Here is a 19,803-nt window from a genome sequence, read left to right as displayed (position 1 = left end):
GACCAATAGGGAAGCTACTATGCAGATCATCATTACGGCAAAGAGGGAAATGGGCAGCCCAAAAATGACCGCCTGTTTCCTGATGTTTTTATAGACCTCGAATTTCTTCATACAGCTAGGTAAATAAATCCCACTTAGTGGGTTAGACTACAATTGAGATTAGGTAAGTGAAAATTCCAACTACTGCACCTGCAATTAGCACAAAGACCAAAACACGGGTAATCCCTTTCTTCAGGTCTGCATTTTCACCAAAGAAATGTCCTGCATTAAAGAGGAAGCCGATAAGGAAGATGACACCTAAAATAATAGGGAAGATGGTTCTTATGGTATCCGAAACATCGTTAACGGAATCTTCGATTCCACCGATTTGAGCAAATAGCGATGTTGAAACTAGCGAAAGAAAAGCTGCCAAATAGATTGATTTTTTCATAACGGAAAAGTTTAAAATTTTGATTCGTTTTCGTTATGGGGAATTTACATATATTTGTTTATAAATAATTGATAATCAAATATTTGTGAATAAAATTTTATTTGATATTGTTTGAATTCCGTTGCAATTATTTGATATCAAATTATATGGAATTTTGCAAGGGAGTTGTTGATAACCCAAAAATTGAAAATGAAAAAAGTGCTCAAAAACGTCAGTTTTGTGATTTTGCTTCTGAAAATGTGCATCATTTTTGGACAGGAAACGGCAGCTCAAAAAAGAATCGTGATCGATGTGGGACACGGAGGAAAAGATTCCGGTGCCATCGGCATAAATGGTATTAAAGAAAAAGATGTAATATTGGATATTGCCTTGGAAATTTTAAGGCTTAACGAGAAGTCAGAAACGCCATTGGATATTTACTTGACCCGTTATAGCGACACGCTTATTTCATTATTGGATAGGACTAAACTGGCCAAGGCGCTAAATGCCGATGTGTTTATTTCCTTGCATTGTAACCATTCGGATAATCCTACTGCAAGAGGGATTGAAGTGTTTGTGGCTAACGATATATCACAGTATTCAAAAGATTCTACTTGGTTTGCCTATCAATTGCAGAACCAAATTAAAAAGCAGTTAGGGTTTGAAAGTAGGGGTGTAAAGTTTGCGAATTTTCAGGTGTTGCTGGAAACTGTTGATTATTGTCCTTCGGTATTAATAGAATTGGGGTTTCTATCCAATGAAGATGAATCACGCTATTTAACTCATTCAAATCAGAATAAAATATTGGCTTACCTCATTAACCATCCATTACATCAAAAAAGATGAAAGAATTATTCAAAAACGTTTTCATTATTATGAGGCGGCTCTTGCTTAGCCTTTTAAATGAATTGCTACTTTCCATTAAAAAAATATAGACTGCAAAATTCTAGTCTAATAAAAGTGTTTTTTAATAATTAAACTCCTATTATGTTGGAACTCGATTGATGCCAACTCAGCGAAGTTTTTAATTTTGGCTGTATCGCTTTCGTCCATATCAATAAAGTTATCCTCGTTAAGCTGAACATCAATTCTATCATAGACAAAATTCGGATTGTCTTTTTCTCTTTTATCAATTCCCTGATACAGAAGACTAATATAATTTGCAACGAGTTGAGATTGACTTTGCATAAATAAATCAATAAGTCTCTGGCGTTTATCTTTTCTCATCCAATAATAAAGCCCCCACTTTTTCCTAGAATTACCGTCTGTAAATTTTTTATAGCCCGTACCCAAAGAGAGTATTTCCAGTTGTGACATCTCAACTTTAAAAGCCTTAGTAGCTTCCAAAAAAGCAACCAATGTCGGATTATTGGCCATCACACCGCCATCTACTTTGTTTGAAAAATCCTTTTTGGTTCCATTCAAATCGATATAATCAGATGTGTAGGGGTCGAAATATGTAGGAGCGGCAGAAGTGGCCATTGCTGCTTGGTATGCAGGAATGTGATAATCCCGTTCAAATGCTGGATGGTACTTAGTTTTAAGCACACTGGGATTACCTTGAATCAAATCGTATATAGGAATACAGATGTCGGTTTTACAGTCTTTTAACCTTGGGTCATTTCCACCGTTTACTTCTTTGAATTTATTACGAACTAACGTTTCAAGAAAATTGCGCTCGTGAGCCGAATTTCGGATTTGCCCAAAAAAGAAGGGTTTTTTATTGCCAAATATTTTTTTTGCATTGTCCAAATATAAATTATAGATTTCCTTTGCAGAAATCCCTAATGCCAAAGCAATAGCAATAATACCACCGGTAGATGTACCTGTTATCAAGTCAAAATGTTGATAGATTTTGGTTTTGCCATCTGAACGATTTTTTAGTTCGTCCTCTAAAAGCATCAAAAACATTGCTGGGAAGACTCCTTTTATCCCACCTCCGTCAATCGATAATATTTTAAACTTTTTCTTATTCATTTTTTAATATTTCTGTATTGTCCTCATTGGGGTATTCATTGTGGCCGCCACCGTACCATTTGCCTTCAGGTAGCCACAATTCATAATAGTAAAGCCACTCACTTGCCCAAGGAATGATTGTATCTACAATGTAGCTAAATCCGTCCCACTCCTTTTTGCTGGGCGAGTACAAGCAAAGCTGTTGTTCCTTACTGTTATAAATGTGTGGTAGCTTTGACCTATTCGCGGCAATCCTTAATTCCTTATTCACCACAAAAGCTTTAACCCATCTGTTTTGTTCATAGATAACCATAAGCTGATATTTTTCACTTATTGCCGTAGGTTGGAGTTCTAAAATAATTTGAAAGCTATTCCAAGTGTTTTTGACAACTCTAACTTCTGGAAAATCTACTTTGATCTTTTTAAGATGTTCGGAAGAGAGTAACCCTTTAAGAGTTCTTTTGCCATTCGACTTGAAATACCTACTACTCATTTTTTATATATTACCCTCGAAGTTATGGTTGGGTATTGACTTACCGATACTCCCTAGCATTCCTGTCCCAACTGCCATTTTTCTTAGTCCATTCTCACGCAAAATCTTGTTTTTTTCGCCATACTCAGCAAACACCTTATTGACGACCCTATTACCATATTGTGCCGATAATGATTCATTCAAACTGAAAAGACCTTTATTTTGACCATATTGAATTGTAGCTAGATCTTCTTCTAATTTATCCAACCAAGCATAAAAGTATTCTTCTTTCTGAGCCACCTCCGACCATTTATCAGCAAAATTTTCTTCGTTATTTATAGGGTTACTTACCCATCTTTCATATTGCCCTGTTTTCGCGTTGAGCCTAGTTTCAATATAACTACGCATTTTACTTACAATATTGACATAAGCATCAACAATATTTTCGCTTTTGTCATACGCTTTACTTGCCAAAGTGGTAATTATGATGGAAATGGGTTTATTTTCACTATCATATTCATCTGATGAAAACATTATATCTCTATGTCTCTTTAAAAGTTGGACTACCCTTTGCAATGGCATTTTTTCTTTCTGAAATGGTCGTACTGGATCAACGGATTCGTTGAGCGCGAACATTTTTGTCGAACTGTATATGGCCCTTTGAAAAAACCATTTGGCGTAGCCAAAAGGATTGCATTTTCTCCACCATTCAGTATGGGTCATTACAGAATAAAAAAGATCTTCTTTATCCGTTATTCGGATTGCTAATTTATCGGCGTCTAAATTCTGGTAATTATTGAATGATTCATTAAGTAAAACGGTAAAGTTTTTATCGGAAATAGATGGTAGAATATCTAAATGATAGTTGGCTTCATCAGAATATTCGAGCGTCCAGCATCTTCTTCCCCCGTCTAGACTTTCCAGCATTTCTTTGTAGACGGAATACTCTTTGAGCCTGTCACCAACTGCATCTTTCAAATGTTTTTGAGTCCAATGGGATGGCTTCCCATTCAATTTGCAAACGAGGTCGATGTCTATATCGTCCTCGTCGTTTATAGGCCTAGTGATAGTGCCAAGCATAAACGATCCTTGGGGAATTATTCTTGGGGAGTATGGGTATAATGTGGAACTTTCTTTAGAGAGCCAATCCCCAACTGCTTCATAACTTTTTACAGCGGCTTTGTATTGACTTTCAGAAATGTCTAGATTCTCTCCCAGAATTTCTAGTATTTCGTTGATTTCATTTTTGTACAATTCATTCATAATTTTTTATTTAAGAGTTTTGATCAATTTCTGAAACCAACTAGTACTTTAATTGCGCAAAAAATTGACTTATTTTTTATATTAATTATGGTGACTCAATTAATATAAAGCCACCATAATTGTATTATCAGTTAGGTTGCTTCAAAATTGTAGCTATACCACCTATAACGATAATTGCTGCAAGCCCAAAAACAATAGCTTTCGCAAAATCACCCTTGATATTCACGCTATTATTTTTATGGCAAATACTTAACCCTTTTTCTGTAAGATTTATAGAATTCATAAAAGAACTTTAAATTATATAATGCCCCAACATCAAGCCCTGGGGAGTGAGCTTATTTTTCTTTTCTTTTACCCTTGAAAGGGTTATTGCTTGAAGTCTTTCCGTCCATAAACCTACCAGTGTTGGAATCACGTTTTACCCAAATATCCGTTTTGGGATTTTTAACTTGGGACCTGTTTTTGACAGCTCCGTGTCTGCGGTTATCACCACTCTTGCCGTTTGTAGCCATTGTTTGGAGTATTAAATTAATAATAGCAGATGCGAAACTCTTGTAGGAGTCGGGTAAAACCAAGTACTTATAGAAGAAAATATCGTGAAGAATTTGAAATACACCGAGGAACTAGTATATTTGTGTCGCTAAACAAAAATCTTTCTGATATTTATATCTTAAAGTATATGGCTGGTACCTCATACGTATCAGCTTTTTTTATAACATTTCACTTCTTATTTTATTTATAAAAACTAAATAATCTTTATTGCGAATCACATTACTGCTAAACTCTGCAATACTTAATGTGTTTATTTCTAGATTAGAACATAATTGTAATTGTGATTTCCTGTCATCTCCAATAATTACAATTCCATTTTTCTGCTTTGCACAATGTAGAAGGAACAAAAATCCTTTTCCATATATACTATCTAACAAATCATATTGCGTCAGGAAATCATAGAAACCGTCACAATCAACTATATCTAAAACTTTTCTATTGCTAATAGCTTGAATTTGCATTCGTATTGCTAGACCATAATTCTGAAGGTGCATTTCCGGAACTAGAATTTTGAGTCCGTCTTCCTCAATTAAATCTAATTGCTTCAAGGAATTTAACCAGCAGAGATATTCTATGTCGTAGAAGAAAAACATACTATATTAAATCAAAGTTTTTAATTGCTAAATTCTGTAATTCATCTATCGGTATGCCACTTAATTCTGAAGCTTTATTTTTTTCAATCCTTTTTTCGGTTAACGCAATTCTTATTAATTTTCGGAATCTTATTGGCGCTTCGTCACTTTTGGTATAATTTCCAAAGTGTTCATCGCCATTATCTAACAACAGGTCGTAACTTTTAATAATCTCTTGTTTAATAGTATCATCAATCAATTTTAAACTACTTAACCTAAATATTATAGATTGAATAGATATTCCATAAGTTTCCTTTAAATCTTTTAATTCCCCAAGAGAAATAGAAGTCCTGTTTTTTCCAAATTTTTCAAATGCAACTTCATCAACAAAAAGAAATGCAGCTGCAAATCTGTTACAAAAGATCTCTTCAAGGTCTTCGCTTATATTCGTTATATCAAATTTCATCAACAAATGCCCCAACTCGTGGGCAATGGTGAACCGTTTGCGCGTTGTTTCTCTTTTATGCGCTCCCGAATTATTTATAACTATAAGTGGTATATTATTTACCCAACCGCTCAAGCCTCCAGATTTTGTATCCCTCTCTAATGCAATAATTTTTATGCCCTTATCTTCTAACAGTTCTGTTAGGCTATCAATAGGGGCATTACCAATCTTCCATTTTCTTCTTACTTTTTTAACAGCTTTCTCTACATCAGCATTACTATGGACAATAAAGTCTTCAATTGGATTTTTAAAATCAATTTTAGCTTCAAGAATAGACTCTAATTCTAAATAGTTTTTGACAATAGAAAGAACGTGTTTTTTAACTTCATTTTCTTCTTCTGTAGCATTATTGAGCTTATTTCCGTCTCTAAATTTTACAGATTCAATAGAGATATTAAATTTTGGAACTCTAAAAAATTCCCAAAAATCTACCCCTAAAACCGTGGCAATTCTTTTTAGGATTTGATTACCCGGTATTGAAGCCCCATTTTCATATTGTTGTATTGCTGCTTTAGATACATCAACTTGGTCAGCAAGACCTTGTAGCGACATATTCGCTTGTTTCCTTAAATCAGATATTTTAGATCCTATTGTATTCATTGTTTAATTGTAGATTTAGAACAATCGTATAGCAAATATATAAAAAATAATAATCACTATACGATTTAGTTATTAACACTTATGTGAATAAGTCATTTTAAGTAAATTAAGACAGGTTTGCTTGCGACAGTTAGATACACTGTAAGCTTGTATTTAAATATTTATTTCCTCTTATCCCCAGCCCTCTTATCAAAAGCAATTAAATTAAATAATTCCCGCATCCGGCTACGGACACGGTTTCCATAACGTTCTTCCAATTCTTCGGCATTAAGGTTGGTGGTGGCGTGGGTTTTAATTTTATGTTTGGTCTGCTGGAAAAGTTCATAGCGGGATAACAGCACTTCGCCCATTACGTTCAGATCCCTGCCATAGAACCTTCCAGGGGGCTCAATGCCCAAATCATCAAAACAGAAGAATTTGGTGTTGCCATATTCCTCAATAGTTTTAAAACCAAGATGATTAAAGCTGAAAGTCACATTCCTGCAAGGTATTATCTCATATGGCCGTTGCAACGGGACAATATGACGTAATAGTTTCATCAAACTGGTCTTTCCGCAGCCTACAGGACCGGAAAGTAGAATCCCTTTATCAATATCAATACCATAGGTCTTGCAGTTCTCTTTGTCCTTGATGAAGTATGAACAGAGCTTTAGCAGAATATCCATATCCTCCTCATAAATCCTGAATTTTTCCCCGAAAAGTAGTTTGCCCTTGGCATTCAAATAGATCAAGATTTTTGGGAAATCGTACAGTACACTTTTACCATCAAATTTTCCAAGCGAGTATTCCACGCCACCTTCGGTTATTTTAGAGGGGTTGTCCATAGTCCTTGTTTTTAGTGGTTCGTAAGTTGTCCTGTTTTTGGGATGCTTCTTTTTTGTTTGGTTTGTTTTCCTGTTCAAACGACTCGGTTCTATCCATCCAGTTGATGGCCAATGCCGGCCAATCACGAATCGCTTTTCCGTCACTCGTTTTCCAATCGTTGGCTTCGTAATGGTCGAAGAATTTTTTTCCTTCATCAGCAATAAAACCTTTTTCTTTAAAAAAATCAATGACCACCTGCCTGCCCTTTGGCTGTTTATTATTGTTTACTTGTTTGGTATTGTTTATAGTAGATACCAATGCTTGTCCATTAAAGGGACGGTGCTGGTACACTACTGGTTCACGTATGGGATGGTACTGTTCCGCAAGTTGTTCCAATATGGGATTGTACTGTCCCGCAACTGGTTCATCACTTGTCCCGATAATGGACATCTTGATTTTACTGCCCTTGTAGGGGTTATTGGAAGGGAAATACGAGAGGTAGTTCCAAGCATCCAACTCGGTCACACATCTGTGGTAGGTAGATTTTGAACCTATTTTAGCCACACGCATAAGGTCACGTCGGTTCACGTAAAGTTCATCTGCAAAACGGCTGCTGTTCCATTCCTGAAACAATGCCATATACAGGCTGATATGGGTAGGATTTAGGCGGTCGTCAAAATAGAACCTTTCAAAAGCCGCATTTAGTAGCTTTATGTAGTTCATAGACTATAGATTTAATCCGTGCTGTACACGGTTTGCATCCATTACGTTTTGAATTTCCGCTGCATCGTAATAAATGATTCCGCCCACTTTCGTGTAGGGTAATGTTCCATTGATACGCAGATTTTGTAATGTGCCTGGACTTACCTGGAGCAAGTCCATTACTTCCGAAGATTTAAGATACTTCTTGATGTTTCCGGAAGCTTGTTTGGTAAGAAGTTTTTTGATATCATCGAGCAATTCCATTTTGAATTCCCGAAGATCGTCTGTGGTAATAATTGCTGTTGGCATAATAGAACGGTTTTAATGGAAGGGGCTATCGCCTCGCTGTCAACTAATTTGATAGCCCCTGACCTGATTTAACTTTCGTTCTACAAATTTGAAATAGTTTATTGGGTTTTATTCACAAGTTGCACCCAAGTTGGGTGCAGTTTTAACATATTGATTTTTAGTGTTGTTTGGTTGATTTTGGTAGCTGGAAAACTGAAAATGCTATCTAAAAAGGCTTTAAGATTTATTACTAAAGTAAACACCCAAGTTGGGTTCAACTTGGGTGTTTGTTCTGTAACAATTATCATTATTATATTAGTCATCTGCTTCCCTGATTTTTTTGATGAGACTTGTTTTCAATAAATCCAAAAATCTACCGAAATCCTCTTTTCGTCCTCTTATTTCTAAAAAACTTCGGTAATAATTTCCCAAATCTATATCAAGGATTTTTTCAAAAGCGGTAGCCAAATCCTTAATATCTCCTTTTACTGCTCCAGATGCTATTAACGCATAAATGAGTTCGATTAAATCAATTTTATTTGAAGTCCAAGTGAGATTCAGGCTTTCCAATAATTTTTCATTATTGGAAATTTTTCTAGTTGATTTTTTCAAGTCATTTAATTCATTAGTGTAATGATTCAGCAGTAAATCATATGCCAAAATTTTTGCAACGGCGTTGTCGTGGCTTGTTGAAAATTCAGCATCCGTATAAAAATGAGACGTATCGGATAGTAACCCTATGTTATCATTACCACGCAAAAAATAAAACTCATCCAAAAAGGTGGCATTCTGTCTGTAATATTTAATGAACTCGCTGTTGTAGTAGTAATATTCTTGTAGTTTCTTGATTTCAGTGTCTAAGTAGGAACGTTTCGATTTATCTGTGCCTCTTGGCTTTTGCATTAAATACTTGTAAAGTTTAGCATAAAACTTAAGTTGTCCATAGATGAAAGGTTTTTGCTTTTTGAAAAATAATATTTCATTTTCTTTATTGATAAAATTTCTTTTACGTAGTACAACCCTTAGTTGCTGTAAATATTTTCGGGATATTTTAATCCCTTTTTCAACATTTGAAAAATCATTTAGGTTTTTCTCATTAATTTCATCAAGAGCTAACTTACATTCATCAAGTATATGTTGTATTTCATTTGTCACAAACAAACTACATTCTAATTTTTAAATTAAAGCTTCTGAAACAGCATAGCTATCTTCCAATAGAGTGTATTTAATAATTTTCTGGTTTTTTATGACTATATGAATAAAAAATATAGAATCGACTCTTTTATTCGTCTTCACCATCTTAGTAGAAAAGGCACCAGCAATTACTGCTTCGTCGTCTTCAATAAAAATTTTATTTATCCTCACAGATAAGGGTTCTGTAGCAGACCACAACATATTGAAATTTTTTTTTATTTCATCTTTTGAACTTCTCTTTCCCAACCAATCAACGTTCTTCACATTTCCAGGGATTTCCCATTCAATATTTTTGGAAAAAAGATTAATAAGATTATTTAAATCTCTTTTTCCTAAGTAGTCTAGGAGTTCTTCTGTTATCTTTTTTACTGAGTTCATATTTATATCTGTTTTAAGTATTTCTTCTGTAAATATGCCATTATGCTAACCCATAAGGCTACACCAATAATTAAAAATGAACCCCAATTACTTATTGAAGAATAAAGTACTGCAACACAAATTACACTAGCAATTACCCAAATACTGTCCATAAAAATAATCGCTCTCACCCAACTTATCTTAATAGGTTTACTAAGGGCTGAAACAAAAACAAAAGAGGAAAATAGTATTAAGAAAATACCAGTCCCTAAGAAAGGGGTTGTAACTTTCACTTTGAAAACATCAGTAAAAAATTGAGGTATAAATGTTAATAAAATACCTGTTGCGCCTGAACTGAGGGCGTTAATGAGTAAAACGGTCTTTAATTTCATATTTAATTATTTTTTTACAAAGTTAAATCCTTCCTTTTTTTGAACTATTATCCTTATACGACACTTAGCTGTCAATTTGCGACACAAAGACAATTCTTTGATGACTTATTTCTATCTTTGAACTATGAATTACAAACGAATTTTTCTACAAGCATTACTGTTATTTTGTGAGCAGCAAAATATTGACATTGAGAAGTTGGCGTCAATTTCTGGTTTTAAGGTGCAGGACTTATTTTCTGCGAAAGACTTTTCTATAGATCATAATAAACTTGAATTGTTGTGGAGAAATTTAATTCAAAATTCAGGAGACGAATTAATAGGTCTTCGTTTTGGCGCAACAATGCAAATAGCCGCTTTAGATGCAGTAGGCCAAATAATACAAACAAGTAATACGGTAAAGGATGCACTTCTACAAGCAGCTTCCCTTATTCATCTTTTTACTGATATGTTTTCTATGCAGTTAATAGATAATGGCGAAACATTTAGTATTGTGCTAAAGAAAAATAAAAAGTTCAAGAACTATCCGAATACATTTAATCAGATGGGAGATTTTCTTATGGCTTTTACGCTTCACGAGTTAGATGGACTGCTTTTAAAGTCACTCCACCCTATTAAAGCAGAAATGCCAACCTTTAAAGCAGAACATCTTCCTATATATGATGAAATTTTGAATTGTCCTATTCAAAAAAAGGAAAGCTATTTACTGGAATTTGATAATAAATATCTTAATACTAGAATCATAACGGCAAATCATGATCTTCAGAAGCTACTATTAAAGCACGTGGAAAGTAAAGAAAATAGTTATGAAGGAAAAAAGGAGTTTTCTGCTGCCATTTTCAATTTTTTAACGGCAAATTCCTATTTATTTTCAATATCGGTAGAATTTGTGGCATCAAACTTTAATATGAGTGTCCGCACACTTCAAAGAAAATTGAAAGAAGAGGGGGTATCTTATATTCAGATTGTTGAAGAAGTTAAGAAATCATTGGCAATACATTATATCCAAAACGGAAGCTCATCGGTAAAAGAAATTGCACATATTTTAGGATATGCCGAAACAAGTGGATTTGCAAAAGCTTTTAAAAAATGGACGGGGAAATCACCAACTACTTATAGAAAACAGAATATCTAAATAGATGAAAATAACGAACCAAAGTTTACTAATTATGAAAAAGAAGGGGATATTGTAAAACAGTTAATTATAGAATAATTCAAAAACAGTAAAAGAACAACAGTTCAATTTTTAAATGGTACCATCGCAAAGAAAATCTATACTATTTGTCTTAATTGTTACAGCTTTAGATACCACGGGATTAGGGATTATCTATCCTGTTATGCCACAACTCATAGAGGATTTAGTAAATACAGACATAAGTACAGCGGCAACTTATGGAGGTTGGTTAACTTTTGCATATGCGTTGATGCAGTTTATTTTTGCCCCTGTTTTAGGTAATTTGAGTGACAGGTATGGCCGAAGATCGGTTTTGCTAATATCACTTTTCGGTTTTACAATTGATTATATATTTCTTGCATTCGCACAAAACATAACCTGGCTTTTTATAGGTCGAATAATTGCGGGGATATCAGGAGCAAGTTATTCTGTTGCAGCGGCTTCTATTGCTGATATAAGTACTGACCAAGACAGAACCAAGAATTTTGGGTATATAAATGCGGCCTATAGTTCTGGTCTAATAATCGGACCAGTAATCGGTGGATTACTCGGACAATTCGGAACGCATATCCCTTTTATTGCAGCAGCAATTTTAAGTTTCGGGAATTTTATTTTCGGATATTTTTTGTTTCCAGACACTTTGGAGAAGTCAAATAGAAGAAAGTTCGAGTTAAAGCGAGCAAACCCTTTTGGAGCATTCAAACATTTAAGTCAGTTTCCAACTATTATTACTTTAATTATTGCAATGTTCTTTGTAACTATTGCTGGACATAGTATGCCAAGCGTTTGGGCATATTTTACGATTGAAAAATTTAATTGGAGCGTAGAATTAATAGGATATTCTTTAGCTTTTTTAGGTTTACTTTCGATTATTGTTCAATCTTGGCTTGTAGGGATATTAGCCCAAAGGTTTGGAGATGATAAAATGACCATATTTGGTTTACTTTTTTCCATTATAGGGTACTTACTTATAGCATTTTCAAATGTTGAATGGTTATTATTCCCGGCAATGGTCATTAATGTGATTGGGAGTGTGCAACGAACCGGATTTCAGAGTATTATATCTTCTCAAGTATCAAAAAGCGAACAAGGTGAATTGCAGGGAGGTTTAAGCAGTCTTTTAGGTTTATCAACGATTATTGCTCCACCCTTATTGACAATGGTTTTTACACATTTTACAAAAAATGAAAATTCAGATCTTTATTTTCCCGGAGCCCCATACTTGGTTGCGGTATTATTAACATTCGTAGGCCTCATTATTATGCTTATAAATTCTCAAAAACGAAAGAAAACAATTATATGATAAAATTGATATCTGAATAGGAGGCGATATCAATTGAGTTTTATCTTAAATATATTGTGTAGCCAAATAACTTCACATATATTTGTAGTCAAATAACTTCATAATGAAATTAAGACGAGATATTTTCCAAGCCATTTCCGATCCAACAAGAAGAGCAATATTGGTACTACTTACTTCACAATCCATGACAGCAGGAGCAATTGCTGAAAATTTTGATGCTGCGAGGCCTACTATTTCTAAACACATTCAAATTTTAAATGAATGTGACTTGGTTGATGCAAACCAACAAGGTCGAGAAATATACTACGAGTTAAAAGTTGAAAAAATGAAAGAAATCGACAAATGGTTAGAACAATTTAGAGCCATTTGGGAAAATAGATTTAACCAACTAGATAATTTATTAGAAACACTTAAAAACAAAAAAAATGAAAAGTAGCCTATTATTCAATTTTTCCGTGGATAAGGAAAATAAAACGATTAACATTCAGCGAGAATTTAATGCTAATCTTGAATTGGTTTGGAAAGCTTGGACAGAACCAGAATTGTTAAACCAGTGGTGGGCACCAAAACCCTATCATATTGAAACTAAAACTTTAGATTTAGAAATTGGCGGAATGTGGCTTTATGCAATGGTAAGCCCTAATAACGAAAAGACCTGGTGTAAAGCTGATTATAAGGGGATTGAAATAAACAAGTTATTATCTTGGTTAGATGCTTTTTGTGATGAAAATGGGAATGAAAATACAATAAAACCACGCTCATTATGGACAAATATTTTTACAGAAAAAAATGACATTACATTAGTAGATGTTACCTTAAAACACGATAAATTAGAAGACATTGAAAAATTGATTGAAATGGGCTTTAAGGAAGGTTTCGGGATGGCACTTTTAAACTTAGACCAATTGTTATTAACTAAAAATAAAAAACTATGAATAAACTACACTTTGAATTCTTGGTAAACAAGAAGGATAACACACTTACAATTGTGCGTGAATTTAACGCTGAAAGAGAACTTGTTTGGGATTGCTACACGAAAAGTGAATTATTAGAAAAGTGGTTTACACCAAAACCATTGACGGCCAAAACAAAGATGATGGATTTTAAGGAAGGCGGATATTGGTTATACGCTATGATAGAACCAAACGGAACTGAGCACTGGGGACGGACAGATTTTACAGAAATTAAACCCATTGATTATTATAAATCGCTAGATGGATTTTGTGATGAAAATGGAAATCTAAATCCTGATATGCCAAGAGCAAAATGGCATGTGAGTTTTTTAGATTTGAATGAAAAATCAAAAGTTGAGACCATTGTAACCTACAATTCTCTAAAAGATTTAGAAACTATAATAGAAATGGGAATGGAAGATGGACTTAAATCAACGTTAGAAAGATTGGATGAGTTATTAATAAATGTAAGAAAATGAAAAAGAATAAAATCATATTTTGGATAGCAACTTCCATCATTTTTGCATTAGAGGCCCTAATGCCATTGGCAACGCTTTTATTCGCACACGAATATTTTAACGCAGGAACTAAACCTTTGGGCTATCCCGATTACTTCGCCTACGCTTTAATTGTTTGTAAAATATTAGGAGCAACCGCGATAATGCTTCCAAAACTTCCAGTTAAACTAAAGGAATGGGCGTATGCCGGTTTAACATTTAATTTAATTTTTGCAGCTATAAGTCATATAGCGGTAGACCAAGTCATAGCCAACATTGTAATGCCTATAGTGGTAGGAATTGTTCTAAGCGTATCTTATGTCTACTCACAAAAAATTAATCATAAATCTAAAACTATATAATTATGTCATTCCAAACATACATCAAAAACATAGAAGATAAAACAGGTAAAACCGCAGAAGATTTTCAAACATTAGCAGAACAAAAAGGCTTTACCAGGAATGGAGAATTAGTTGTAAAGGCTACCGAAGTGACCAATTGGTTGAAAGAAGACTTTCAGTTAGGCCATGGTCACGCCATGGCTATGTATGCCTATATAAAAGGGAAAAGAGAATAAACTACCATCCTTAAAATTATAATTAAATGAACAAGTTAACTGTCACAAAAATAAGTGCTATCGGATTTGTTGTCCTATTAGTCATTTTACATTTCATAAACACATCAGTAAATCCAATATGGCAACCCATTAGCGAATATGCATTAGGAAATGCAGGTTGGTTAATGCAGATTGTATTCTTTTTACTTGGTATAAGTTTTTTAACCTTAGGCTTATATCTAATTAAATACTTACCCAAAATAGGTTCTAAAATTGGAGGAGTATTGTTAGTAATAGCATCTCTTGGTAATTTCTTAGCAGGCATTTTTAATACTGATCCTGTAGATACTTTACCCGAGTACATGACTATGAGTGGCCAAATTCATAACGCAGCAGCAGGATTATTAGGTTTTATGATTTTGGCTACGGTGTTTATTACTTATCAATTTAGAAAAAATATGTTTGTATTTACTATAATTCTTTGGGGTTTAGAGGTTGCTTTAATAATTGTCATGGGTGTTTATTTGAGTGAAACGAATGGTATGATTACACCAGAGACTCCTATTGGTTGGCTTGGTAGAATCGTTATCGTATTTTGTGCTATTTGGGTTTGGAGTTGTGCTCATTATCTCCAAAAATCTAATTTCAAAAATTAGCTCATATGAATATCATCAATCAATTCATAAAAGATAAAATTAAGGAAGAGCATCAACCTATTTTTTTAAAGTTTAGGAGCTTGATTAAAGCAAAATTCCCAACACTAAAAGAAGAAATGCGAGGAGGAACCGAAAAATATTATGGTGTCCCAGTTTATAGACACAATAGAATTATCATCTCCGTGAGCCCTACCCTAAAAGGAATTACCTTTTCATTTACGGATGGTAAACAGTTTGAAGACAAGTATAAACTACTTGAAGGAGTCGGAAAAAAATCATTAAATTTAAGATTGAGTGACCCTAAAGATTATAAAGATAACATACTTGAGTATTATATTTTACAAGCGATTGAATTAGATAACAAATAAAGATGTGTAATGAAAACAACCATTCTAAGAATAGTTCCTAACATTTATTCCAATGATGTGGAAGCAAGCAAAAAGTTTTATACTCAGTTTTTAGATATGAAATTGGTGATGGATATGGAATGGGTTTTAACTTTTGCATCCAAAGAAAACCCAAAGGCTCAAATCACAATTATTCAAAATACGGAGAACAAACCACTGGATAATAAAGCCATTTTTCTATCCATAGAAGTGGTGAATATTGACCAATGGTATGAACGAGCAAAAACACAAGATATTGAAATAGTTTACCCAATAACAACCGAATCTTGGGGTGTAAAACGATTTTTTGTCAAAGATCCCAACGGAGCAACAATCAATTTATTGTCACATTGTGTTTAGTTTTTTTTAAATTAAAAAAGACTGTCAAAGGGTTGTCACAATTCCTAGTTTTCTTTGTTGTATAAAATTATAATTGTTATAAAATGATAGAAGTATATAAAACTAATATCTTAAAAAAGAAACAAGCTAGGAGAATAAAGAAACAAATAAAAAATAGGTTTCCTAATTACTGTATTGATTTTGATCTTGAAGATTGTGATCATATTTTAAGAATCGAAAATTTTAACGATATATTAGACAATGATGTTATTATTAATATGGTTCAAAAACAAGGTTTTAATATTGAAATTCTAACAGATGAAATTTCTATAGTAAACATTTAAAATACTATTGTGATGGCATATACAGATAATATTTCAAGACTTTCACGGTTAACAGCAATTCATTTAAAATTACAGTCCAATTTATATGTGACTGTAGAACAATTGTCGGTGCAATTCAATATTAGCAAAAGAACTGTTTATAGAGATTTACACGCTTTAGAGCAAGCCAATGTTCCTATTGTGGCTGTGGAGGGAAAAGGTTATACTTTAATGGACGGGTATAAAATTCCACCTGTAATGTTTACAGAAACTGAAGCAAATGCACTCATTTTTGCGCAAAAGATAATGACAAAAACTAAAGATGAATCTTTGATAAATGAATTTAATAATGCCATAGATAAAGTAAAAGCAGTATTACGAAGTGAAGAAAAATCAAAAGCTGATTTTTTAGCGAATAGAACATTTATAGGAAAGAATTGGAAAAACGAAAAAACAAGTAATTTTCTTTCTGTAGTACAACGTGCTTTAACAAATTTTAATGTATTAAAAATAGACTATAAAAAAAAATCTGACTTAGAACCAATTCTAAGAGAAATAGAACCTTTTGCTATTTACCATAGTTTTTCAGAAGATTGGATTGTAGTAGCTTGGTGCAGGTTGAGAAATGAATTTAGAAATTTTAGAATAGATAGGATAAAAACCATCGTTAATTTACCCGAAAAATTCGTTCCACACCAAATGACAATGGAAGAATATGGTGAAATCCAGCGGAAAAAATATTTAGAAGGAAATAGTTTACATTATAAAAATATAAAAACAACCAAAATGATAACCGTAAAAGTAACGTACACTGTAAAACCTGATTTTGTTCAGAAGAACCAAGAAAACATTAACTTGTTTATGACTGATTTCAAAAAAATGGACACTAATGAATTCCGCTACGGTTCCTATGTGTGTGGAGACGGCAAAACATTTGTTCACCTATCTCATTACAAAAATGAGAACATTCAAAAAAAATTGCTTCAGGTGCCTTCATTTTTGTCTTTTCAGAAACAAAGAGATGAAAGTGGTTTAGAAGACTTGCCAGAAATTGAAGTAATGGAAGTAGTTGCTTCTTCACATGATATTTTTAAGTTTTAAAACCTATAAATAAAAAGGAATGTTTACCTACTCCAATTTTAAGATTATAGAATCTCAATATTTTGTATTTTTAAACAAAAAAAATAATGACAGATTCCTTTTTTGAAAGTATTTATAACTATCCAAGTATTAAAAAAGAGGACTATAAAACTATTATGTTTGCCCACACCAAAGTTGAGTTTTCAAAAAATGAAATCATACTTAATGAAGGTAAGATTAGCAACGAATATTTCCTAATTAAAAAAGGTTTGTTTCGTTCTTTTGTTATCGACTATAAAGGTAATGACATTACTACCAATTTTTTTAGTCCTAATGATATTTTAATTGAAGTAGCTTCTTTATTTCTTCGAATCCCTTCAAAAGAAACGATTCAGGCATTAACAGACTGTGAAGTTTATAAAATTAATTTTGATGATTTTCAAAAATTGTATAGCACTATAGAAGGCTTTACCGAATGGGGAAGAACCTGGATGTCTCAGCAACTTTTTATAGCCAAACACCGTGCTGTAAATATGCATACACAAAGTGCTTCTCAACGCTATTTAGAACTAATGAATCAGACCCCACAAATAATCAAAGAAGTACCCTTAAAACACATTGCTACTTATTTAGGAATTACCGATACGTCTTTAAGTAGAATAAGAAAAGAAGTATTGTCTCAATCAGAAAACTTGCCATAGGACAAGATTTTTTCGTTTTCCTTTTTTCATTTTTGTAATCATAACAATTAAATAAATAGATAAGATGAAAAAATTTAATCCTGTAGTGTGGTTCGAAATATATGTAAATGACATAGATAGAGCTGTAAAGTTTTACGAAAATGTACTTCAAGTAACACTGGAAGATATGAGCGACCCAACAAATAAAAATGTTCAAATGAAATGTTTCCCTAGTGATATGGAAAATTACGGTGCAGCTGGAGCTTTAATGAAAATGGATGGGATAACACCTTCTGTAAACGGAAGTCTCGTTTATTTTGGTTGTGAGGATTGTAAGATTTTAGAAAATCGAGCAGCTGAAAATGGAGCTGAAATTATTCAAGCGAAAATGGGAATTGGAGAACATGGCTTTGTATCTATTGTTAAAGATACTGAAGGGAATTCTATTGGGTTTCATTCCTTAAAATAAGGATGAATATTATGGAAAGTATTGAACATATCAACTACATAAAAGCCCCTATTTCTAAAGTCTATAATACACTTATTTCTGAAGACGGGCTAGGAAATATTTGGACCAAAAAACTTCAAGTAAAACCTGAAGTTGGTTTCGTCAATGAATTTGATTTTTATGAAGGTTATATCACAAAATTTAAGATTCTTAAACTTGTTGAAAACAGTAAAATAGTCTGGGAATGCATCGAATCTGATGAAGAATGGATAGGGACTAAAGTATCATTTGAACTTACTGAGAAAGATAATAAAACAACAATTATTCTTAAACACTTTGATTGACGAGAAAAAACTGACTTTTATAGGTGGTGTAATTACAATTGGGCAATGTTCTTATTTCGATTGAAGAACCATTGTGAAAATTAATTCAACGTTTAAAATCAAAATTATGAAACAACAAATCACAACTTTTTTAACATTCCAAAAAAACAACGCTGAAGAAGCTATGAATTTTTATGTCGACTTATTCAATAATTCAGAAATAATAGAGGTACAACGCTACGGAAAAGATGGTCCTGGTACAGAAGGAACAATCATTAGAGCAATTTTTGAACTAAACGGGAAACAATTTTTGTGTAGCGATAGCTTTATTCAACACGATTGGAATTTCACCCCTGCAGTATCCAATTGGGTAGAATGTGAGAATGATAAAGAAATTGAACAGCTTTTTAAAAAGCTATCCGAAAATGGGGATGTAAAAATGCCCTTAGACAATTACGGTTTTAGCAAACAATTTGCTTTTGTAGAAGATCGGTTTGGAGTTTCTTGGCAATTGAATTTGGAATAAAACCGTGCATAAAACGGATTTCATTTATCAGTTTTTAGTCCTAGAATCAAAAACATATCATTATGAAAACAACACAGATTTGGGCAAACCTTGGTGTGGAAAACATAGAAAAAACGACAGAATTTTATAAATCATTGGGCTTTCAGTTAAATGGAAGCCCTTCAGAAGATTTAGTCAGTTTCTTTTTTGGTTCTGATAATTTTGTGATTCACTTCTTCTTAAAAGAAAAGCTACAAGAAAGCCTTGAAGGAAAAACGTCTGATTTAACATTAGGCAATGAAGTGATGTTTTCTTTATCAGTTGAAAACAAGGAAGAATACAACCAATGGGTAACTAAAATAAAGAATGCTGGTGGTAAAATTTTATTCGACTCTAACAAGGATAGAAAAGCATTTTATGATGAAAATGGATTTTATGTTTGTGTGTTTTCCGACCCAGATGGACATAAATTTAACCTGTTATATAATGAGAATATATAATGCTAAAAACGATTAAA

32 protein-coding genes are annotated in these 19,803 nt (G+C 33.1%); 18 read left to right on the top strand and 14 right to left on the bottom strand.

Features of this window, described 5'->3' with window-relative positions; all coding sequences use genetic code 11:
- Window positions 1–142 precede the first annotated feature (142 nt).
- Window positions 143–430, bottom strand: a complete 288-nt coding sequence (locus APS56_RS07010; protein ID WP_054726488.1) for a hypothetical protein — start codon at window positions 428–430, stop codon at window positions 143–145.
- A gap of 189 nt (window positions 431–619) precedes the next feature.
- Here APS56_RS07010 and APS56_RS07005 point away from each other — a divergent pair, with 189 nt between their 5' ends.
- Window positions 620–1,255, top strand: coding sequence for an N-acetylmuramoyl-L-alanine amidase family protein (locus tag APS56_RS07005; RefSeq protein WP_054726485.1), 636 nt, complete (start codon window positions 620–622; stop codon window positions 1,253–1,255).
- A gap of 105 nt (window positions 1,256–1,360) precedes the next feature.
- Here the strand turns inward: APS56_RS07005 and APS56_RS07000 are convergent, their stop codons facing one another.
- The 13 genes from APS56_RS07000 to APS56_RS06945 all read right to left on the bottom strand — a co-directional run bounded on the left by APS56_RS07000 (window position 1,361) and on the right by APS56_RS06945 (window position 10,066).
- Window positions 1,361–2,386 (bottom strand): CBASS cGAMP-activated phospholipase, encoded by a 1,026-nt coding sequence (locus APS56_RS07000; protein ID WP_054726482.1) that lies wholly within the window; start codon window positions 2,384–2,386, stop codon window positions 1,361–1,363.
- Window positions 2,379–2,858 carry a type II CBASS E2 protein gene (locus APS56_RS17325; RefSeq protein ID WP_054726479.1) on the bottom strand — a complete coding sequence of 160 codons (480 nt, stop codon included), beginning with the start codon at window positions 2,856–2,858 and terminating at the stop codon, window positions 2,379–2,381. The genes APS56_RS07000 and APS56_RS17325 overlap by 8 nt, the downstream gene beginning before the upstream one ends.
- A 3-nt stretch (window positions 2,859–2,861) precedes the next feature.
- Window positions 2,862–4,100 carry a nucleotidyltransferase domain-containing protein gene (locus APS56_RS06990; RefSeq protein ID WP_082379290.1) on the bottom strand — a complete coding sequence of 413 codons (1,239 nt, stop codon included), beginning with the start codon at window positions 4,098–4,100 and terminating at the stop codon, window positions 2,862–2,864.
- A gap of 127 nt (window positions 4,101–4,227) precedes the next feature.
- Window positions 4,228–4,383 (bottom strand): hypothetical protein, encoded by a 156-nt coding sequence (locus tag APS56_RS16950; RefSeq protein WP_157757626.1) that lies wholly within the window; start codon window positions 4,381–4,383, stop codon window positions 4,228–4,230.
- A 427-nt stretch (window positions 4,384–4,810) separates the two neighbouring features.
- Window positions 4,811–5,200, bottom strand: a complete 390-nt coding sequence (locus tag APS56_RS06985; RefSeq protein WP_157757625.1) for a hypothetical protein — start codon at window positions 5,198–5,200, stop codon at window positions 4,811–4,813.
- 46 nt (window positions 5,201–5,246) lie between these two features.
- Complete coding sequence (locus APS56_RS06980; protein ID WP_054726470.1) at window positions 5,247–6,329, bottom strand: XRE family transcriptional regulator; 1,083 nt, start codon at window positions 6,327–6,329, stop codon at window positions 5,247–5,249.
- 161 nt (window positions 6,330–6,490) lie between these two features.
- Window positions 6,491–7,153 (bottom strand): hypothetical protein, encoded by a 663-nt coding sequence (locus APS56_RS06975; RefSeq protein ID WP_054726467.1) that lies wholly within the window; start codon window positions 7,151–7,153, stop codon window positions 6,491–6,493.
- Window positions 7,137–7,856: a hypothetical protein gene (locus tag APS56_RS06970; RefSeq protein WP_054726464.1), complete on the bottom strand. Its 720-nt coding sequence runs from the start codon at window positions 7,854–7,856 to the stop codon at window positions 7,137–7,139. Before APS56_RS06970 ends, APS56_RS06975 begins: the two co-directional genes overlap by 17 nt.
- A gap of 3 nt (window positions 7,857–7,859) precedes the next feature.
- Window positions 7,860–8,144, bottom strand: coding sequence for a helix-turn-helix domain-containing protein (locus APS56_RS06965; RefSeq protein WP_054726460.1), 285 nt, complete (start codon window positions 8,142–8,144; stop codon window positions 7,860–7,862).
- A 98-nt stretch (window positions 8,145–8,242) separates the two neighbouring features.
- Window positions 8,243–8,446, bottom strand: a complete 204-nt coding sequence (locus tag APS56_RS06960; RefSeq protein WP_054726456.1) for a hypothetical protein — start codon at window positions 8,444–8,446, stop codon at window positions 8,243–8,245.
- On the bottom strand, window positions 8,439–9,278 hold the full coding sequence (locus APS56_RS06955) for an RteC domain-containing protein (RefSeq protein WP_054726454.1): 840 nt from the start codon (window positions 9,276–9,278) through the stop codon (window positions 8,439–8,441). The genes APS56_RS06960 and APS56_RS06955 overlap by 8 nt, the downstream gene beginning before the upstream one ends.
- Window positions 9,279–9,299: 21 nt before the next feature.
- On the bottom strand, window positions 9,300–9,695 hold the full coding sequence (locus APS56_RS06950) for a nuclear transport factor 2 family protein (RefSeq protein ID WP_054726451.1): 396 nt from the start codon (window positions 9,693–9,695) through the stop codon (window positions 9,300–9,302).
- A gap of 2 nt (window positions 9,696–9,697) precedes the next feature.
- The gene (locus APS56_RS06945) at window positions 9,698–10,066 is read right to left on the bottom strand and encodes a hypothetical protein (protein WP_054726448.1); all 369 of its coding nucleotides are present in this window, start codon (window positions 10,064–10,066) and stop codon (window positions 9,698–9,700) included.
- 124 nt (window positions 10,067–10,190) lie between these two features.
- Here APS56_RS06945 and APS56_RS06940 point away from each other — a divergent pair, with 124 nt between their 5' ends.
- The 17 genes from APS56_RS06940 (at window position 10,191) to APS56_RS06860 (ending at window position 19,786) form a co-directional block, all read left to right on the top strand.
- Window positions 10,191–11,198 carry an AraC family transcriptional regulator gene (locus tag APS56_RS06940; RefSeq protein WP_054726445.1) on the top strand — a complete coding sequence of 336 codons (1,008 nt, stop codon included), beginning with the start codon at window positions 10,191–10,193 and terminating at the stop codon, window positions 11,196–11,198.
- 115 nt (window positions 11,199–11,313) lie between these two features.
- A complete protein-coding gene (locus tag APS56_RS06935; RefSeq protein WP_054726442.1) occupies window positions 11,314–12,540 on the top strand; it encodes a TCR/Tet family MFS transporter in 1,227 nt (408 codons plus the stop codon).
- Between the two features lie 103 nt (window positions 12,541–12,643).
- Complete coding sequence (locus tag APS56_RS06930; RefSeq protein WP_054726439.1) at window positions 12,644–12,976, top strand: metalloregulator ArsR/SmtB family transcription factor; 333 nt, start codon at window positions 12,644–12,646, stop codon at window positions 12,974–12,976.
- On the top strand, window positions 12,966–13,475 hold the full coding sequence (locus APS56_RS06925; protein ID WP_054726436.1) for an SRPBCC family protein: 510 nt from the start codon (window positions 12,966–12,968) through the stop codon (window positions 13,473–13,475). The genes APS56_RS06930 and APS56_RS06925 overlap by 11 nt, the downstream gene beginning before the upstream one ends.
- Window positions 13,472–13,972 carry an SRPBCC family protein gene (locus APS56_RS06920; RefSeq protein ID WP_054726433.1) on the top strand — a complete coding sequence of 167 codons (501 nt, stop codon included), beginning with the start codon at window positions 13,472–13,474 and terminating at the stop codon, window positions 13,970–13,972. The genes APS56_RS06925 and APS56_RS06920 overlap by 4 nt, the downstream gene beginning before the upstream one ends.
- Window positions 13,969–14,352, top strand: coding sequence for a DoxX family protein (locus tag APS56_RS06915; RefSeq protein WP_054726430.1), 384 nt, complete (start codon window positions 13,969–13,971; stop codon window positions 14,350–14,352). Before APS56_RS06920 ends, APS56_RS06915 begins: the two co-directional genes overlap by 4 nt.
- A gap of 2 nt (window positions 14,353–14,354) precedes the next feature.
- Window positions 14,355–14,567: a DUF4287 domain-containing protein gene (locus tag APS56_RS06910; protein WP_054726427.1), complete on the top strand. Its 213-nt coding sequence runs from the start codon at window positions 14,355–14,357 to the stop codon at window positions 14,565–14,567.
- Between the two features lie 26 nt (window positions 14,568–14,593).
- On the top strand, window positions 14,594–15,202 hold the full coding sequence (locus tag APS56_RS06905) for a DUF998 domain-containing protein (RefSeq protein WP_054726424.1): 609 nt from the start codon (window positions 14,594–14,596) through the stop codon (window positions 15,200–15,202).
- A gap of 5 nt (window positions 15,203–15,207) precedes the next feature.
- Window positions 15,208–15,570 (top strand): DUF1801 domain-containing protein, encoded by a 363-nt coding sequence (locus tag APS56_RS06900; RefSeq protein ID WP_054726421.1) that lies wholly within the window; start codon window positions 15,208–15,210, stop codon window positions 15,568–15,570.
- Window positions 15,571–15,579: 9 nt separating this feature from the next.
- Entirely contained in the window at window positions 15,580–15,948 is a 369-nt protein-coding gene (locus APS56_RS06895) for a VOC family protein (RefSeq protein ID WP_082379289.1), read from the top strand.
- An 83-nt stretch (window positions 15,949–16,031) separates the two neighbouring features.
- Window positions 16,032–16,271 carry a hypothetical protein gene (locus APS56_RS06890; protein WP_054724470.1) on the top strand — a complete coding sequence of 80 codons (240 nt, stop codon included), beginning with the start codon at window positions 16,032–16,034 and terminating at the stop codon, window positions 16,269–16,271.
- 12 nt (window positions 16,272–16,283) lie between these two features.
- Window positions 16,284–17,351: a helix-turn-helix transcriptional regulator gene (locus APS56_RS16750; protein ID WP_082379288.1), complete on the top strand. Its 1,068-nt coding sequence runs from the start codon at window positions 16,284–16,286 to the stop codon at window positions 17,349–17,351.
- 86 nt (window positions 17,352–17,437) lie between these two features.
- On the top strand, window positions 17,438–18,031 hold the full coding sequence (locus APS56_RS06880) for a Crp/Fnr family transcriptional regulator (RefSeq protein ID WP_054724472.1): 594 nt from the start codon (window positions 17,438–17,440) through the stop codon (window positions 18,029–18,031).
- A gap of 64 nt (window positions 18,032–18,095) precedes the next feature.
- On the top strand, window positions 18,096–18,479 hold the full coding sequence (locus APS56_RS06875) for a VOC family protein (RefSeq protein WP_054724473.1): 384 nt from the start codon (window positions 18,096–18,098) through the stop codon (window positions 18,477–18,479).
- An 11-nt stretch (window positions 18,480–18,490) separates the two neighbouring features.
- Complete coding sequence (locus APS56_RS06870; RefSeq protein WP_236778451.1) at window positions 18,491–18,802, top strand: SRPBCC family protein; 312 nt, start codon at window positions 18,491–18,493, stop codon at window positions 18,800–18,802.
- Window positions 18,803–18,908: 106 nt separating this feature from the next.
- Window positions 18,909–19,307 (top strand): VOC family protein, encoded by a 399-nt coding sequence (locus APS56_RS06865; RefSeq protein ID WP_054724477.1) that lies wholly within the window; start codon window positions 18,909–18,911, stop codon window positions 19,305–19,307.
- A 62-nt stretch (window positions 19,308–19,369) separates the two neighbouring features.
- Entirely contained in the window at window positions 19,370–19,786 is a 417-nt protein-coding gene (locus APS56_RS06860) for a VOC family protein (protein ID WP_054724479.1), read from the top strand.
- Window positions 19,787–19,803 lie beyond the last annotated feature (17 nt).

It is taken from the genome of Pseudalgibacter alginicilyticus, assembly GCF_001310225.1.
GTDB lineage: Bacteria > Bacteroidota > Bacteroidia > Flavobacteriales > Flavobacteriaceae > Pseudalgibacter > Pseudalgibacter alginicilyticus.
The sequence above is the reverse complement of the archived record's forward strand: the minus strand, read 5'-3'. Positions and strand labels throughout refer to the sequence as shown.

Bases quoted from the DNA above. Each gene is read 5' to 3' on its own strand.
- APS56_RS06860 (WP_054724479.1), top strand. From the start codon at position 19,370: ATGAAAACAACACAGATTTGGGCAAACCTTGGTGTGGAAAACATAGAA.
- APS56_RS06920 (WP_054726433.1), top strand. From the start codon at position 13,472: ATGAATAAACTACACTTTGAATTCTTGGTAAACAAGAAGGATAACACA.
- APS56_RS06910 (WP_054726427.1), top strand. From the start codon at position 14,355: ATGTCATTCCAAACATACATCAAAAACATAGAAGATAAAACAGGTAAA.
- APS56_RS06895 (WP_082379289.1), top strand. From the start codon at position 15,580: ATGAAAACAACCATTCTAAGAATAGTTCCTAACATTTATTCCAATGAT.
- APS56_RS06940 (WP_054726445.1), top strand. From the start codon at position 10,191: ATGAATTACAAACGAATTTTTCTACAAGCATTACTGTTATTTTGTGAG.
- APS56_RS06970 (WP_054726464.1), bottom strand. From the start codon at position 7,856: ATGAACTACATAAAGCTACTAAATGCGGCTTTTGAAAGGTTCTATTTT.
- APS56_RS06930 (WP_054726439.1), top strand. From the start codon at position 12,644: ATGAAATTAAGACGAGATATTTTCCAAGCCATTTCCGATCCAACAAGA.
- APS56_RS06960 (WP_054726456.1), bottom strand. From the start codon at position 8,446: ATGACTAATATAATAATGATAATTGTTACAGAACAAACACCCAAGTTG.
- APS56_RS16950 (WP_157757626.1), bottom strand. From the start codon at position 4,383: ATGAATTCTATAAATCTTACAGAAAAAGGGTTAAGTATTTGCCATAAA.
- APS56_RS06925 (WP_054726436.1), top strand. From the start codon at position 12,966: ATGAAAAGTAGCCTATTATTCAATTTTTCCGTGGATAAGGAAAATAAA.
- APS56_RS06880 (WP_054724472.1), top strand. From the start codon at position 17,438: ATGACAGATTCCTTTTTTGAAAGTATTTATAACTATCCAAGTATTAAA.
- APS56_RS06950 (WP_054726451.1), bottom strand. From the start codon at position 9,695: ATGAACTCAGTAAAAAAGATAACAGAAGAACTCCTAGACTACTTAGGA.
- APS56_RS06915 (WP_054726430.1), top strand. From the start codon at position 13,969: ATGAAAAAGAATAAAATCATATTTTGGATAGCAACTTCCATCATTTTT.
- APS56_RS06865 (WP_054724477.1), top strand. From the start codon at position 18,909: ATGAAACAACAAATCACAACTTTTTTAACATTCCAAAAAAACAACGCT.
- APS56_RS17325 (WP_054726479.1), bottom strand. From the start codon at position 2,858: ATGAGTAGTAGGTATTTCAAGTCGAATGGCAAAAGAACTCTTAAAGGG.
- APS56_RS06935 (WP_054726442.1), top strand. From the start codon at position 11,314: ATGGTACCATCGCAAAGAAAATCTATACTATTTGTCTTAATTGTTACA.
- APS56_RS06890 (WP_054724470.1), top strand. From the start codon at position 16,032: ATGATAGAAGTATATAAAACTAATATCTTAAAAAAGAAACAAGCTAGG.
- APS56_RS07010 (WP_054726488.1), bottom strand. From the start codon at position 430: ATGAAAAAATCAATCTATTTGGCAGCTTTTCTTTCGCTAGTTTCAACA.
- APS56_RS07000 (WP_054726482.1), bottom strand. From the start codon at position 2,386: ATGAATAAGAAAAAGTTTAAAATATTATCGATTGACGGAGGTGGGATA.
- APS56_RS06965 (WP_054726460.1), bottom strand. From the start codon at position 8,144: ATGCCAACAGCAATTATTACCACAGACGATCTTCGGGAATTCAAAATG.
- APS56_RS07005 (WP_054726485.1), top strand. From the start codon at position 620: ATGAAAAAAGTGCTCAAAAACGTCAGTTTTGTGATTTTGCTTCTGAAA.
- APS56_RS06945 (WP_054726448.1), bottom strand. From the start codon at position 10,066: ATGAAATTAAAGACCGTTTTACTCATTAACGCCCTCAGTTCAGGCGCA.
- APS56_RS06905 (WP_054726424.1), top strand. From the start codon at position 14,594: ATGAACAAGTTAACTGTCACAAAAATAAGTGCTATCGGATTTGTTGTC.
- APS56_RS06980 (WP_054726470.1), bottom strand. From the start codon at position 6,329: ATGAATACAATAGGATCTAAAATATCTGATTTAAGGAAACAAGCGAAT.
- APS56_RS06975 (WP_054726467.1), bottom strand. From the start codon at position 7,153: ATGGACAACCCCTCTAAAATAACCGAAGGTGGCGTGGAATACTCGCTT.
- APS56_RS16750 (WP_082379288.1), top strand. From the start codon at position 16,284: ATGGCATATACAGATAATATTTCAAGACTTTCACGGTTAACAGCAATT.
- APS56_RS06990 (WP_082379290.1), bottom strand. From the start codon at position 4,100: ATGAATGAATTGTACAAAAATGAAATCAACGAAATACTAGAAATTCTG.
- APS56_RS06900 (WP_054726421.1), top strand. From the start codon at position 15,208: ATGAATATCATCAATCAATTCATAAAAGATAAAATTAAGGAAGAGCAT.
- APS56_RS06870 (WP_236778451.1), top strand. From the start codon at position 18,491: ATGGAAAGTATTGAACATATCAACTACATAAAAGCCCCTATTTCTAAA.
- APS56_RS06875 (WP_054724473.1), top strand. From the start codon at position 18,096: ATGAAAAAATTTAATCCTGTAGTGTGGTTCGAAATATATGTAAATGAC.